The organism is Ferruginibacter paludis, assembly GCF_030409685.1.
GTDB classification, from domain to species: Bacteria; Bacteroidota; Bacteroidia; order Chitinophagales; family Chitinophagaceae; genus Ferruginibacter; species Ferruginibacter paludis.
Genome location: NZ_JAUFQJ010000008.1, coordinates 73,098 through 90,623, shown reverse-complemented (window position 1 = coordinate 90,623; position 17,526 = coordinate 73,098). Strand labels below are relative to the sequence as shown.

The following is a 17,526-nucleotide window of genomic DNA, read 5'->3' as shown; positions in this document are numbered from 1 at the left end:
CCTTGCAATAGCACCTTCGCCTGGCAACAATTTGTTAACAAATTTTATCTGTCAAAAGATTTGATTTGGAAAAATATTGTTCTACCTTAAAACTCTTGCTATGCAAGGTGTTATAATTACTTGCCTCCCCCTTCCACAGGAAAGAAGTTGACAACTTCATTATCCTCTGACAGAACTCTATCAGCCATCCTGTTATTAATGCGCAGTTACTTGACTTAAACAACCATTTTTTGCAATGGATAATCGTCGTTCTTCCAATTCAACCGAAACAAATACAAAACCAGCTACCGGGTTTCAGCAAAATAATACTGCAGACAATTTCGTACAGCAAACGCCTGCAGTAACATTGCCAAAAGGAGGCGGTGCCTTAAAAAACATTGACGACAAATTCAATGTGAATGCAGCCAATGGCACAGCCGCGGTTTCTTTCGCTATTCCCTTTTCTGCAACGAGAAGTAATTTTGTTCCGGCCATGTCGCTCAATTACAATTCAGGTTCCGGCAATGGTGAATTTGGATTGGGCTGGGGGCTTGATCTTCCTGCAATACAGCGAAAGACAGACAAGCGTTTGCCTGAATATAAAGATGCGGACGATAGCGATACCTTTATGTTTACCGGTGTTGAAGACCTGGTTCCGCAGCTTAAAAAAGATGGCACAGGCAACTGGCAGCCAGATGAAGTTACCGACCCACTCACAGGGTATACCATTAAAAGATACCGCCCCAGGATTGAAGGTAGCTTCCTGCGCATAGAACGAATCACGCCGAAGGATGCAGCAACTTTTTACTGGAAGGTGACCGACCGCAATAACATCGTTACGATCTTTGGAAGATCTCCCGCCGGACAAATAGTTAACCCTGCCAATCCGCAACAAATATTTAAATGGCTACCGCAGCTGAGCTACGATGACAAAGGCAATTGTTTTGAACTAACTTATCTCAAGGATGATTTTAAAGAAGTGCCAAACGTTTTACCTGAACGTAACCGGTTAAACGGAAATGCACCCTGCACAAACAGCTATCTTAAACAGGTACAATACGGAAATGAAAATCCCTATTTTCCGGATTTGACCAATCCATATGATCCGCCGTTTCCTGCCAACCCGGCTTATTTTTATGCAGCTGTACTTGATTTTGGTGATCATGATGAATTGATTCCAACACCAACGGCACAACAGGATTGGCCTTGCCGCACAGAGCCATTTTCACACTACAAATCAGGCTTTGAAATCCGGAACTACCGGTTGTGCCGGCGCATATTGTTCTTTCATTTTTTTAAAGAATTAAATGATGGCATCAATGCTGCGCCAACTCTGGTGCGCTCGATTGATTTCGGCTACCAGCTTTTTCAAAATTCTTCAGCAACAACTATACAAAAAAGAAATGCTGAAGCAGATTATATTATCTCCCTGCAGGAAAGTGGTTATATCAAAAAACAAGATAGTAGTTACTCAAAAACAAGTATGCCGCCGCTGGAATTTACTTACCAGCAACTGAACTGGAACAAAACAATCCAGACAATCTCTCCTGAGAATCTTGCTAACGATCCGGTTGGATTAAGCGCCGGTTATCAATGGACAGATTTATACAGCGAAGGCATTGCAGGCATACTAACGGAACAAGCCAATGCCTGGTATTATAAAAGCAATTTGGGCGATGGCAATTTTACAACTGCACAACCGGTTATTCCTAAACCTTCTTATACCGGAATTGCCAATGGTTCCCTGCAGTTGCAGGACCTGGAAGCAGATGGCAGAAAATTCATCGTTAGTTTACAGCAAGGTGCAATGGGTTATTTTGAATTGAATGAGGACGCTTCCTGGCAACCATTTCGTTCGTTTCAGCAAATGCCGAATATCAATTTTGCTGATGTCAACACTAAGTTGATAGATTTGGATGGTGATGGCCGGGCTGACTTAATTGTGTCTGAAGAAAATGTATTTACCTGGTATACCAGCAAAGGCATCGCTGGTTATGACTCTGCGGAGCTGGCGACAAAAATGTATGACGAAGAACACGGCCCTTCATTGATTTTTACGGATAATACACAAAGTGTGTTTCTTTCGGACATGACGGGGGACGGACTTACTGATATTGTACGCATCCGCAACGGAGAAATTGGTTACTGGCCAAACATGGGCTATGGAAAATTCGGCGCTAAAATAAATATGGATTTTGCTCCCTGGTTTGATTGGGCAGACCAGTTCAATGCGGCTTACCTGCACCTGGCTGATATCAGCGGTACAGGTGCAACCGACCTTATTTACCTCGGTAAAAATATATGCAAGGCCTGGATAAACCTGGCCGGAAATGCCTGGGGCGAAGTACAGTCCTTTGATGGATTTCCCACAACAGACCAACCGAATCAAATTGGTGTGATGGATTTGTTGGGTAATGGCACCGCTTGTATTGTATGGTCTTCTCCCTTACAAAAATATGCGACCTCGCCAATGCGCTATATAGATTTGATGGGAGGCAATAAGCCCCACATCATGAAGGGGTTCAAAAATAATTTTGGCAAGGAAACCAGCTGGGAATATCAAAGCTCCACCCAATATTATCTGGCAGATAAACAAGCCGGTAAACCATGGATTACCAAACTGCCGTTCCCTGTTCAATGCGTAGCGAAAACGATTATAAAAGATGCCGTGGCCGGCACGCAATTTACAAATGGGTATTTGTATCATCACGGCTATTACGATCATGCAGAAAGAGAGTTTCGTGGCTTTGGAAAAGTTGAACAACTCGATACGGAAGATTTTGCCAGCTTCCAATTATCCAATGCCAATAATGTTGTCGAAGAAGATCTGCATCAGCCGCCCGTTAAAACAGTTACCTGGTATCACACAGGTGCCTGGGTGAATGAACAGAAGATATTGGATCAGTTTAATGGCGAATACAATAAAGGACTTTTTGAATTTGATTTACCAAAACCGCTTTTGCCCGCTGACTTAACTGCAGATGAATACCGGGAAGCTTTGCGTGCCTGCAAGGGAATGGTATTGCGGCAGGAAGTATATGCAATAGACGGAACTGCGGATGAAGACAAACCCTACAAAGTGAGCACCCACAATGTAGTCATCAAATTGTTGCAACCAGCATCAGTCAATAAATTCGCGGTTTTTATAAGCCATGAAAGTGAAGCAGTAACGATTAGCTATGAAAGGAAGTTGAATGATCCCCGCATAGCCCATTCCCTTAATTTGCAAACGGATGATTTTGGCAATGTGCTGCAGTCAGCATCTGTTGTGTATGGAAGAAAACAAACAGATGCATTATTACCGGCCGGTATACAGGCAGAGCAAAACAAAGTGCATGTTATTTACACTACCAACGATTACACCAATTTATTTGATGTGCCGGAAACATACCGGCTGAAGGCATTGGCCGAAACCAAAACCTACGAGCTCACTCAAAATACTTACAACGCGGTTTCCGTTTTTGACATCAATCAATTACTCGCCGACTTTGCAGCCGCTACTATGATTGCTTATGAAACGGCCGCCAACGGAACTTTGCAAAAAAGATTGATTGAAGATGTTCGTGTCATCTACCTTAAAAACGATCTTATTGCGCCCCTGCCATTGTTACAAATAGATACATTGGGCTTTACGAGCCAGACGTATAAACTGGCATTTACACCTTCACTTATCACCAGTTTGTATGGAACAAAAGTGGTCAATCAAATGCTGACGGATGCAAAATATGTACAGGCGGATGGCACCAACTGGTGGCTGACCTCCGGAAGAAATATTTATTTAACGGGTGTAGAAACTGCAACAAATGCCAAGCAACGCTTCTATTTACCGGTAGCGTCAAAAGATCCCTTTGATATGGAAACGAAATTATTTTACGATGACTATCAGCTGATCTTAACCAAAACAACTGATGCATTGCAAAACATCACATCGGCTGAAACCATTGACTACCGTACGCTTCATCCGGTTATATTAAAAGATCTGAATAATAACATCAGTGAAATAATCACTGATGAGTTGGGAATGGTGATAGCAAGTTCCATGCATGGATCAGAAGGTGATGGCAATCATGGTGATCTGCCATTAACCAGTTACAACGTTGTTGTTCCGGCCGATTTAAACGAAGTAGTCAACGATCCGCATAAATTTTTACAAAAGGCCACTGCGTTTTTTTACTATGATTTGCTGGCCTGGATGAACCGGAGCCAACCAGTATATTTTGCCAATGTAGTAAGAGAAACACATGAAAGCGAATTAAGCGGCGGCAACCCGTCGAAGGTTAGTTTAAGTGTTGGCTATTCCAATGGAATGGGCAACAACCTGCAAACAAAAATTCAGGCAGAGCCGGGAAAGGCCTTGCAATGGCAGGGTAATAATTTAGTAACAGTGGATACTTCGCCCAAGCTTCGCTGGGTAGGTAGTGGCCGAACCATTCTCAACAACAAAGGCAACCCGGTAAAACAATACGAGCCTTTTTTCAGCACCACGTTTGAATACGAAAGCGAAGCCGCGTTGGTGGAAATAGGTTTTTCATCCGTGTTATATTATGACCCCTTAAACAGAAATATATTGGCCAAACATGCCAACGGAACATTTTCCAAAACTGAATTTGATAGCTGGAAACAATTGACGTGGGATGAAAATGACACGGTGCTGGAAAGCCAGTGGTATGCAGATCGTGGCAGCCTAAGCCCGCTAGGGCCAGAACCAAACAATACAGAACAACGGGCAGCTTGGCTGGCCGCAAAACACGCCAATACGCCGGCGCAGCAACATGTCGATAGTTTGGGTCGTACCATTTATACAATAGCCGACAATGGCCCCGCAGGAAAATATGGAACCGAATATTTACTGGATATTGAAAATAATCTGCGGGCTGTGACAGATGCCCGGAATAACAGCGTGATGCAGTATAGTTATAACATGGCATCGCAGCAATTGTATCAAAACAGTATGGATGGTGGAGAACGATTGGTTTTTAATGATGTATTGGGCAAAGCAGTTTTCACCTGGGATAATCGTGGCCACCGCATAAAAACGGAATATGATTTATTGCACAGGCCTTTAAAACAATGGTTGAAAGAAAACGTGCAGAATAATAACCCTGAAAAATTAATTCACTTCAGTGTTTATGGAGAAAATCAGCCAAATGATCAGCAGTTGAATCTTCGGGGAAAATTATTCCGCTCCTTTGATCAAAGCGGCCTTACAGAAACTGCACAATACGATTTTAAAGGCAATGTAAAAATCAGCAACAGAAAAATTGCATCCGAATATAAGCAGGTAGTGGACTGGAATGTAGCCGATCCTATGCTGTTGCTGGAACCGGATAATTTTGGCTGCGGTGCTTTATTTGATGCATTAAACCGTGCGACCGAAGTTCAGCTACCCGATGGCAGTAAAATTCATCCTGCCTACAACGAAGCCGGATTGCTGGAGCAGCTGAATGTTTTTGTGCAGCGTCAAAATCAAAATTTCCAGTTTGTTCAAAATATAGACTACAACGCAAAGGCGCAGCGGGAGCGGATATTATATGGTAACAATACCGCCACCCGGTATGAGTACGATGAAAAAACATATCATCTTACCAGGTTATTAACTACCCGAAACAATGGGGCAGACATCATGCAGGATCTGAATTACACATTTGATCCGGTTGCCAATATTACCACTATTGCCGACAATGCCCAGCAAACAATTTATTTCAACAACGCACTTGTGGAAGCCAGTAATAAATTTGAGTACGACGCGGTGTACAGGCTGACTTATGCGCAGGGGCGTGAACATGCAGGCCAGAATGCCGCCAGTGATCAGTTTGATGCAGACAAGACGCAATTCAATAACCAACGCTTCACCCTGCCCGCCGACATGAATGCCATGCAGCGGTATGAAGAACTATACAGCTACGATGAAGTGGGTAACATGATCAGCATGGTACACAATGCAGGTAATGGCGTATTCACCAACAAATGGACAAGAATATTTACCTGCAACGTCACAGATAACCGGCTTGCACAGACACAGGTCGGGGCCAATACCACCAGTTACAGTTATGATACGCACGGCAATTTTAAAAATTTACAGAACGGCAATTTCGGACTTGCATGGAATTATGCAGACCAATTGCAACAAGTAGATTTAGGCGGAGGCGGTACCGGTTATTATGTGTACGACAGTAACGGACAGCGGGTAAGAAAAGTGATTGAGAATGGCAACCAGGTAAAGGAACGGATATATTTAAACACCTTTGAACTATACCGTGAAAAGCAAAATAATGTGGTGAGTACTGCAAGAGAAACATTGCACATCATGGATGACAAACAGCGCATTGCTTTGATAGAAACTCGCACATCCGGGGAAGACAATGGCCTGCCTTTTTTAATACGCTACCAATATACCAATCACCTTGGTACGGCCTGCCTGGAACTGGATAACAATGCCGCCATTATTTCCTATGAAGAGTATTATCCTTTTGGCAGCACTGCGTTTCAGGCTATGCGCAATCAAACAGAAACAGCCAAACGCTACCGATACACCGGTAAAGAAAGGGATGAAGAAAGTGGACTGTATTACCACGGAGCCAGGTATTATGCACCCTGGCTGGCAAGATGGACAGCAGTGGATCCGGCGGGCATAAAAGATGGCATCAATGATTATGTGTATTGCAGTAATAACCCGGTGTTGAAGAAGGATCTCAATGGCATGGATGGAGGCACCTGGACAACTACTTATGATGCCAATGGCCAGCCGGTATATTCGTCTACCGGTGATCAGGCAAAAAAGGATTTGGGCAAAGTTGGAGGTACTGTTGGTAAGCTAACGCTGGATACTGACCTGGTGAAAGGTTTGAAAAAATCGCTGATTGATCCGAGGCTGAATGAATTGACGACTTCGTTAAAAGCCGATTGGGACAAGGATAAAGCGCCGCTGATTGTCGGGGGTGTGCTGATACTGGTTCCGACCGCCGTGGCCCTTGGTGCTATTGCTGTGCAGAACCCAAAACTGGATGTGCCCATCATAGGAAATTTTTATCCCCGGCAGGGTGTAACCGCTCTAGCCTCATTGGGCGTAGAGACATTAACAAGCAAGTTAACAGATGACCGCTTTAAGCTTGGATTTAGTTACGAGAAGAAAGATGACAAGACGGATGTGTACGGTTTTGAGTTAACCCTGAGTGGGAAAAAGCCGCCGGAAGATGACAAAAAAGATCAGCCAGCTGAAAAGAAGTCGCCTGAAAAACAAGATCCGGCTTCTGCAGGGACAACCACAAAAACCAACGAACAAAAACAACAGGAAGCATTGCGCAAGGAAATTGAAGCACCGGCAAGTTTAACAGTTGGGGCCAAGTTTGGCGGCGGTGGTGGTGAAGGATCAGTCAAATTGGAAAAGCCGACTGCCATCGGTCGCTTTACTGTAGCACCGGCCTTGAAAATCGCACCGCAGGCAGCGCCCAATTTCACTACCAACCTAACACTTACCACCAGTTTGTTGGGTAACCGGGTTGAATTTGGTGCTTCTCTTTTTGTAAATAATCCTGCATCAAAAGATTCGCCATTTGATGTGAAGTATGATGACAAGACCAATTTAACAACTGTCACCACCGCACCGCCATTGCGGGGAACAGGCGGATTTTTGGGCGTGCAGGGCAGTTTTTAATTCTTATAAATACAGCATATAAAAAAGTATAAATAGTAACCTCCAAATTTTGAACGATGAACACAACACCTGCATCTGCCCGTGGCGACAATGGCCGCTATTCAATTTCCGGAACTGTAAGAAACCAGTACCAGCAACCAATGCCGGGCGTGATAGTTACCGCATTTGATAAGGATATAAGATCTGAACAAGCGTTAGGGAAGACGCAAACAAACGAACAGGGCTATTATACCATTGCATACTCTCAGCAACAATTTGCCGATACAGATAAAGATGCGGCGGATGTGTTTCTACGGTTATATAATCCTGCTGGTGCAGTACTTAAACAAACGGATATTTTTTACAATGCACCTGCCCAATTGACGATCGATATCTCGCTGAGTGCAGCACCCTATAAGGGCATCTCAGAACTGGAACAGGTGCTGGCGGCTGTAACGCCCTACACTGGCAAGCTCACACTGGATGCATTGACTGAAAATGCAGATGTGCAGGACATCACCTTCCTGATCAATAAAACCGGCCTTTCACGCGACAGGATAGAAGCGCTTGCGATGGCATACCGCTTTCAATCTCAAACAAAAATTTATGCAGCGGTATTTTATGGGTTGCTTCGCGAAGGAGTTCCCGGAGATACAACGCAACGGTTGTTGCAAAATATTTCAGCGCCCACGTATGAGCAATTGCTGAATCAGAAACTGGAAGGCATGATGTATGAGAACATAGATGTGTTGATGAAAAGTTTTCAGCAGGCCATAACCAATAATATCATTCCCTTTAGTTTAAGTGCGGAAGCTGAAAAGATAAAAGAGCAACTGCTGCGTGTGATGATTGGATATAAACAACAGCATCCCGAAACAGGCATTACATCAGTTCTTTTTCAGAAAGTACAAGGCAGTGGCTTATCTCCTGAAGATACCAAAAGAGTGATGGAAGATTTGTCAAAACACCGGGGCGACTACCAGTCTTTTTTTGCTGCCTTAAATGATGATCCCACTTTTCCAGGTAACACCGACCGCCTGGATACCGTGTTTCAATTAAGCCAGTTAACCGGTGATCATTTGCCATTGGTGAATCATTTGGTGAATACGCAGGATATAAAAAAAGTGGCCGATATAAAAAAGTTGGCGGCCAAAACAGCGGGTGATTGGGAGAAGATCATCACAGAACAAAAACTGGAAATGCCACCTTCCTCCCAAGACAGCTCTTTCACAGACCGCGTTAAAACTTTTGCTAAAAAACTGGAATCAACCTTTGCTAAAAAATTTCCTACTACCGCTTTTACAGCAAAGCTAAAACAGGATGATAAAGCCGCACCAGAACAAAAAAGTAAGCTGGTGGATTTCTTTGATGTAAATCCTGATTTTGATTTGGAACATCACCGGATAGAAAATTTTTTGTCGGCAAATCCTGCCGCCATTGCACCTGAAGCAAAGCCGCTGGTGGCTGGCCAGCTTCGCCGTTTACAAAGAGTGTTTAAAATGGCACCAACCTATGAAGCATCCAGTGCCTTGTTGGGTAAAGGCATCCATTCGTCCCAGCAAATTTATTCTATGGGGAAGGACCTGTTTATGAAAACCTTTGCCGCTGATCTCGGCAAAAAAGAAACCAGCCAAATTTTTAACAATGCGGCAAAGATGTATGCTTCGACCATTGCAATAGCAGGTAACATGCATGGATTGGCGACCGCTTCTAAGTTGAGTGTGCTGCCAAATTACCAGGACATCATGAAAGCTTCGGCTGCAGCAAAAGAAATTCCCAACCTGGATGTATTGTTTCAGCATGTAGATTTTTGTGAATGTGATGAATGCCGTTCGGTATATGGAGCTGCATCTTACCTTACTGATGTGCTGCATTTTTTAAGTCAGCGCATGACGGACAGCACCGGCACCGTGCGTGACCGGCTGCTGGAACGCAGACCGGATATCGGAGACATTGATCTGAATTGCGACAACACCAATACACAGCTGCCATACATTGACATCGTAAACGAAATACTGGAGGAAGCAATTGTGCCATCCGTGTTTTCCATCGCGACAAGTTTTAGTGCGAACCTGCCGGTATTTGTGCCGCTGGTAAATACGGATCCGCTGCCTGATAAACAGCACGCCATCAATACTGCTTTACTGAATGAATTGACAACGCATACGGCAGACGTGCCGCACATTGACGTGTTGCTTACAAAGGATGCGATGGTTTCCGATGCTTACCAGGCAATGGGTTCTTCCTCAACCCAATGGATCATACGCGATAAATTTATTGTACTGAAACTCACTGCCAACGCCGCTAAAATAAATGTGCAGTTGCTGCACCAAACATTGTTATCAACAGATGAGCTGAGCGCTAATCCTGAATATACCAATGTAAAAGTCTATGATAATTTTTTGAAGACAGCGAAGCGTGCGTTTGGACTGCCCTTTGATTTATTCAGTACCGAAGGAAATATTTATCTTACCAAGCTTGGCATTGGCAAAGCAGACCTGGTAAGGATTTTTGTAAAGGAACATTTACCTGTCGCCAATCCCCCTGCGGTTGAACTGGAGGAAGCCTTTGCATTTTTGGAAGTAAGTTTTGAAGAACGGGATTTGATTTTTAAAGAAGACTTAATCAATTCTGCCAATTACTGGGGCACAATGGCAACCTCCGCATCTGTTGAGGTCGACCTGTTTTTGCAATACACGGGCCTTGAGTATGCTGACCTGCAAACCTTGCTGAACCTGCAATTCATCAATCCTTTAAAAGACAGTAAAATTGATCATGATGATGTGTCTTGTGATTTAGATAAACAGCACATCACCAATGTATCTCCAACAAAGTTTGATCGTATACACCGGTTCCTGCGACTGTTTAAAAAACTTTCCTTCCGCATGGAGGAACTGGATGCATGCATTCAGTGCCCGGCCATCGGCAACGGAAAATTGGACACCAGTTTTGCATGGCAACTGCATCATTTGCTTCAGTTAAAAAACAGGCTGGACCTGGAGATATTTCCACTGCTTGCTTTTTATGAAGACATACAAAGCACGGGCGAAGACAATCTTTACAACAACCTGTTTCAAAACAAGCAAATCACGTATCCGTTAAATCCTGATTTTGCCCTCGTAAATGTAAACAGCGGTATCGCTATTACGGACATTCATAAATCTGTCATTCAGTCGGCCACCTTTATTTCCGGTGATGAATTGAATGTGCTGCTTGCCGACAATGCCATCACTACTTTAACGCTTGCCAATCTTTCATCGATTTACCGCAATGTTTTGCTGATGCAATCCCAATCATTTACCGCGGATGATGTACACATTGCCAAACAGGTAATACCTGACAACATTTTTGCATCGCCTGTTGATACGATGGATTTTCTTGCCAAAAATGATTTATTAAATACTGCAGGCATTACCATATGGGAGCTGAATTATATTTTGCGCCAGCAAAACGATGCCAATAATAGTTTTGTACCGGCGGAGGAAATAATCGCATCAAACCTCGGCGAATTGGAAAACGCATTGCTGCAAATACAGGCTGCTACTTCGGTTCAGCCCGATGCCAATGGCGATTTACTCACCAAATGGTTGAATGACCCCTTGTTGAAATGGGATGCTTCCATCACAGCAAAACTGATTGCCATTTTAAAAACAATTGACGACGATGCGTATGTAAACAACATCATCCCTGCCAACTATACCTTCCTGAAAAATTTAAGGGTACAATATGACCAACCGTTTCATGAAGTGACCCTTACTAATTTAACACCGGTAGAAACACTGTCTCAACTCAGCGCAAATATCAATTACAATTCGGGTACAAAGCAGCTGGAGTTTACCGGGGCGATGACGGCGAATGAACAAACAGCCTTGCTTGCTGCATTTTCCGACCAGGATTATGCGGACGCTGTAAACCAATTATTCACCGACTCCCAGGGAAGTGCGAATACAACTGCAGCCCTTGATGCACTTCCGCCGCTAACTGCTTATGCACCTGCAGCCGGACAACTTATATATGATTCTAATAAAAAAGCACTGCGCTTTATTGGATACATGGATGCTGCATTGCGGGATGCATTGAAGAATTTTTATAACAACCCAAACCCTGTAAGAGATGCGCTCGATAATTTATTTGGCACGCAGCAAACAGATAACAGCAGCACCAATATTTTCTTTGCCAGCAACGGCGATATAGACACCAATTTAAAAACGCTGGACTTTGCACACGTGGCACAACGGTTTGAATTGTTGCTGCAAAAAATAGCCCCCTTTTATAAAAATATCCAGCAACAATCTGCCATTCAAAACCGCATCAGCAGCTGGTTTTCGGTAGATAAAACAATCGCAGCACAATTGTTGGTTTCCCTTCCTGCCATTTATACCGACTGGACGAACACTGCATTTGTTCAAAAAATTAATACACTTAACAGCACCAACTATGCGGCACAGTTCAACCAATATTTGCGGGTAGCAAAAATTTGCTTTGTTGTAAACAAATTAAAAATAGATGCCACTGCACTGGATTGGATATTAACCAATGCCGCAGCGGTTACCATTACTGATTTAAATACACTGCCGCTGGCACCCGTTGTAACGCCCGTTTCTGCAAATGATTTTACATCTTTTGAAAATCTCATTAACCTTTTCAACCTGCACCATAGTTACGCCTTCTCAAATTCCGGCGCAACCATCATCAATATTTTGCAGGATGTAATTGACGGTACAAAAACGCTGGATGCGATTGAAACCGAACTATCCGGTTTGTACGGCTGGGATAAAACAGAATTGAACAGCCTTGTGGAAGCGCCCAATTATTTAAATCTTTTAACAGCACCGCCTGCAAGTTCTGATTTAAAAAATATTCGGATATTGGTTCGCTTGTATAAGTGTTTTTCTGCCATGGCATTGCTTGGTGTAAAAGCAGAAGACTGTATTAACTGGAGCAAGCCTTTCTTAAGTTTTGATGATGCTACCAAGATTAAGCAGACTTTAAAATCTAATTACGCAGATAGCGACTGGCTGGACGTTACGCAACCGCTGCAAAATAAATTAAGAGAAGCAAAACGGGATGCATTGGTTACCTGGTTACTGGCCAACCCCGGTACAAATACCTGGAAAAATGCCAGTGATTTGTACAGCTATTTCTTAATTGACGTAGAGATGAGTGCCTGTCAGCCAACCTCCAGGATTGTGCAGGCTACCAATGCCGTACAGCAATTTGTGCAGCGCTGTTTTATGAGCATGGAAACCGACATCACTGTAAACGCAGATGACCCCGACCAGGGCAGTTTTGACAGTAAATGGAAGCAATGGGAATGGATGAAATATTATCGTTTATGGGAAGCCAACCGCAAGGTTTTTCTGTATCCCGAAAACTGGATTGAGCCGGAATTGTTGCCCAATCAATCTTCATTTTTTAAAGACCTGCAAAATCAATTATTGCAAAACGAAGTCACACAACCCAATGCCGAAGACGCTTTTATGGCCTACCTGGAAAAACTGGATGGCGTGGCGAGGCTGGAAGTTAAAGGCATGTGGTACCAGGACGACAACCAAACACTGCATGTAATTGGCCGCACGTATGGCGGCGATCCTAAAATTTATTATTACCGCCAATATGTTGAAAACAGGCGGTGGACGGCCTGGGAAAAAATTGATCTCGATATCAACAGCGATCATATTGTGCCGGTTGTGTTCAATCAGCGCCTGTATATTTTCTGGGCATTGTTTACAGAAAAGGCAAGAGAAACACCCGATACATTGCCGGTGCCGGATTTAAAAGAATCCGCCTTTCCCATTCAAAAACCGGATAAATACTGGCAGATACAAATGGCCTTTAGTGAATACAAAAAGGGCAAATGGTCGCCCAAGAAAATTTCCAACAATGACGTTTCCGGTATCATTGAAGTGAGCCAGTTTTATGATAAAACACAACAGGTTTACACGCCCGCCAAATCTAAGTTTTTGTTTTCACCGGTGGATTTACCACAGCCCGATTTTAGCAATCTTGCGACCTATATTGAAAAGAAAGACATCAAAGGGTGGTGGGGTGCTTTTTTAAATGACATTGAAAATTCATTGAAACAAAATGGCACGCTTAACATCAATTGCTATGTGGTGAATGATAATAATTATTATAGTTATAAAGGCACATTCGACCTGGATCCCTGCCGTGGGTACCCGGTGGTTACAAACAATTATGTGCAGATCAATCCGCATCTGTTTACACGCAGTGGTTTAGACAATATGCTGGATGACGAGAGCGGAAGTGACACCACCAACAACTTCCTTGCCTTCCCGGCGCAGTCTTCCATTTTAAATAATACCCCCGGCTTGTTCCGCAATTGTATGCCGTTGCAGGCAGGCTTTTTCGACCGGATGCTTTACCTGATGCAGGTAATTTTTAAAGCCAATCAGTATGCCTTTAGTGATCGAAAATCTACTATCACGCTGGGAACTTTTCTGCCTTTCTTTTACCAGGATGCAACTTATCAACAGGAAAAAACAGGACGTACTTATTATGTAACACCCGAGTTCAGCGACAATGATACGTTTGAACTATTCTATTCCGATATGGAAGCATGGTTTCTTCAACTGCTGGAATTACTGGAAGCCATCATTGCCGGAGATACGGCCAAAGAAGCGGAGATCAAAAACGCCATGCCACAGATTCCGCAGGGAAAAAGGATACTGGTGCTGTATCATTTTTATAACTTCTATCATCCCATGTCCTGCTATTTTATGCGGCAGTTATTTAATAAGGGAATTGATGGATTGATGAGCCGGCAGACACAGTTAAAAGGCGATATTGCCTATGATCCCAACCCGGCCAAATTTAGTTTTAACACAACCTATGCACCACAATTCAATGTATACAGGGGGCAGCCTGTAACTTATCCCAATGCGGTGACAGATAATACTCCGGGGTATCCGAGGGAAGATGTTGATTTCAATATTCAGTCGGGGTATGCCTTGTATAACTGGGAACTGTTTTATCATGCACCGCTGATGATTGGCATGCGCCTGAGTGAAAACCAGCAATTTGAAGACGCCGATAAATGGTTCAAATACATTTTTAACCCGGCTGATTCTTCACCTTATCCGGCACCGGATAAATTTTGGGTAACCAAGCCATTCTTTATGAATGTGGTAAATGTTGCCGGTAAAACAAAATACGATTTGCAGCGCATAGAAAATATCATGTTTGGTACTGCCGATCCTGCTTCGGCGCATCCGAACGACCTGGATAAAAGTGTGGAAGACTGGCGGGTGAATCCGTTCCAGCCGCATTTTATTGCGCAGTACCGTACCGTTGCGTATCAAAAAACTACGGTGATGAAATACCTGGATCACCTCATTCGCTGGGGCGATTATTTGTTTACGCAGCACACTATGGAATCTGTGACGGAAGCAACCCAATTGTATGTATTGGCGGGACAGATTTTAGGCAACGAACCAAAGATCATTCCTCCTGCATACGAGGTGCCGGTAAATAATTATTACCAGCTGGAAAAAAAGCTGGATACTTTTTCCAATGTACTGGTGGAAATAGAAAATTTGTTACCAATGCACACTTACCAGGGATTGGATTTCTCCAATCCCGATAATCCTGATCTTCCTTCGCTGCAGGCATTGTATTTCTGTATTCCTTTTAATGACAACATTTTGCAGTACTGGAAAACAATAGCAGACCGCTTGTTTAAGATCCGGCATTGCCTGGATATACAAGGTGTATTTTCACCCCTTTCTTTGTTTGCTCCACCCATTGATCCGGGGATGCTCGTGCGTGCAACCGCAGCAGGACTCGATTTGAGCAGTGTGCTGAATGATATGAATGCGCCGTTGCCGTTTTACCGTTTTGTGATTATGATACAAAAAGCAACCGAGCTTTGCAACGAAGTAAAGTCATTGGGAGCATCTTTATTGGCGGCATTGGAGAAAAAAGATGCAGAACATATTGCCCTGCTGCGTTCGGGCCAGGAAATAAAATTATTAAGTGCAGTGCTGAAGATGAAAGAACTACAGATTTCGGAATCAGATAACCAGCTCAAAAATCTCATCAAACAAAAAGAACTGCTTACCATACGGAGGGATTACTATCAGAATTTGTTGTCATCAGGATTGAATTCTGGTGAAACGATTGCGCTTGCGTTAAACACAGCCTCTACTATAATCGATACAGGCGTCGCAATTGGCTATACTCTTGCCGGCGGCTTAAAATTGATTCCTGATTTTATTTTGGGTGCTTCAGGATTTGGCGGCTCACCACATGCAACAGTAACAACCGGTGGACAAAGTTTTGGCAATTCTGCTGAAGACCTGGCCAGAACACTTCAATCCATTGCCACTGCATTGGATAAAAATGCTTCGCTTATGAGCACCAATGCATCCTACCAGCGCAGGGCCGATGAATGGAGAAACCAATTGAACAATGCCAATAAGGAACTGGAGCAGGTTGATGTACAGATTTTGGGCGCTCAGATACGACAGGAAATTGCCAATACAGATAAAGAAAATCAGCAGTTGCAGATCGACAACGCGAAAGAATCAGATGATTTTATGCACAGCAAATACACCAATGAAGATTTGTATGCCTGGATGATTGGTAAAATTTCAACTACCTATTTTCAGAGTTATCAACTGGCTTATGATGCCGCAAAAAAAGCGGAACGTTGTTTCCGTTACGAGCTGGGGCTAAATGATTCTGACTATATTCAGTTTGGCTATTGGGACAGCATGAAAAAAGGATTGCAGAGTGGGGAATCACTGATGTACAACCTGAAGCAAATGGAAATGGCTTATTATGAAAAGAACAGGCGTGAGTACGAACTGACCAAATACATTTCGCTGGCACAGCTGGATGCAGTGGCCTTGCTGAAATTAAAAGGAACCGGCCAATGTTTCATCAACCTGCCGGAAGAGTTGTTTGACCTGGATTATCCTGGTCATTATTTCCGCAGGATAAAATCAGTGAGCCTTTCCATACCCTGTGTCACCGGTCCTTTTACTACCATCGGATGCACCCTGACATTGATGAACAATTCACTCAGAACTGATTCTACCAGTGTGGCGGATGCAAAAAAATATCCGCGTAAATCGACCAACGGAATTCCTGCAGATGATCCCCGTTTCCGTGACAGTGCAGGAACTTCTCAATCCATTGTATTAAGCCATGGTCAAACCGACAGCGGCCTGTTTGAATTAAACTTCCGCGACGAGCGGTACCTGCCATTTGAAGGTGCTGGCGCCATCAGTAGCTGGCATTTACAATTTCCTTTTGCCAATACAAAAGATAAGAGCGGTACCAAAGTGAATACGCTGTTGCAGCAGTTTGATTATAACACCATCACCGATGTTGTAATGCAGGTAAAATATACAGCCCGTGAAGGCGGAGATGCGTTGAAGCTAAATGCATCCGATAGCCTGAACAATAAGATTAACCAAATGCTGGTGTCGTTGAAAGATAAAGGGTTGACCAGGATCATCAGCGCAAGGCATGAGTTCCCCAATGAATGGTACCAGTTTTTAAACCCTGCGCTGATCACTGATGACCAGGTTTTGTCCATCAATTTAACTAAGGACAGGTTTCCATTTTTTGTTCAGGAAAACCATGTTAAGATCAACGTGATTGAACTGGCGGCAGACAGAACGGCGGGTAGCGTATTAACTCATATTCCGGGGATAGTATTGACACCGGCACCTAATCCAAACGCAGCACAGGATCTTACAGCTGATGGCATTTACGGAAATTTATTACACAAGTCAATGAATTACGCAGCCAATAACCAGGTGCCGGGCGTGTGGAAAATAACCAACCCGGTTGCCAATCCAAGAATAACAGCAGACCAGGTAAATGATTTGATGATTATCCTGCACTATGCGGTGGGTTAGACTGGAGTGGAGTTTATTAAAGGA

General features: G+C 43.6%; 2 protein-coding genes. Both read left to right on the top strand.

The annotated features are described in order from the left end of the window. Positions 1–235: 235 nt before the first annotated feature. Complete coding sequence (locus tag QWZ08_RS15870; protein ID WP_290338465.1) at positions 236–7,633, top strand: SpvB/TcaC N-terminal domain-containing protein; 7,398 nt, start codon at positions 236–238, stop codon at positions 7,631–7,633. 56 nt (positions 7,634–7,689) lie between these two features. Next, positions 7,690–17,502 (top strand): Tc toxin subunit A-related protein, encoded by a 9,813-nt coding sequence (locus tag QWZ08_RS15865; RefSeq protein WP_290338464.1) that lies wholly within the window; start codon positions 7,690–7,692, stop codon positions 17,500–17,502. Positions 17,503–17,526 lie beyond the last annotated feature (24 nt).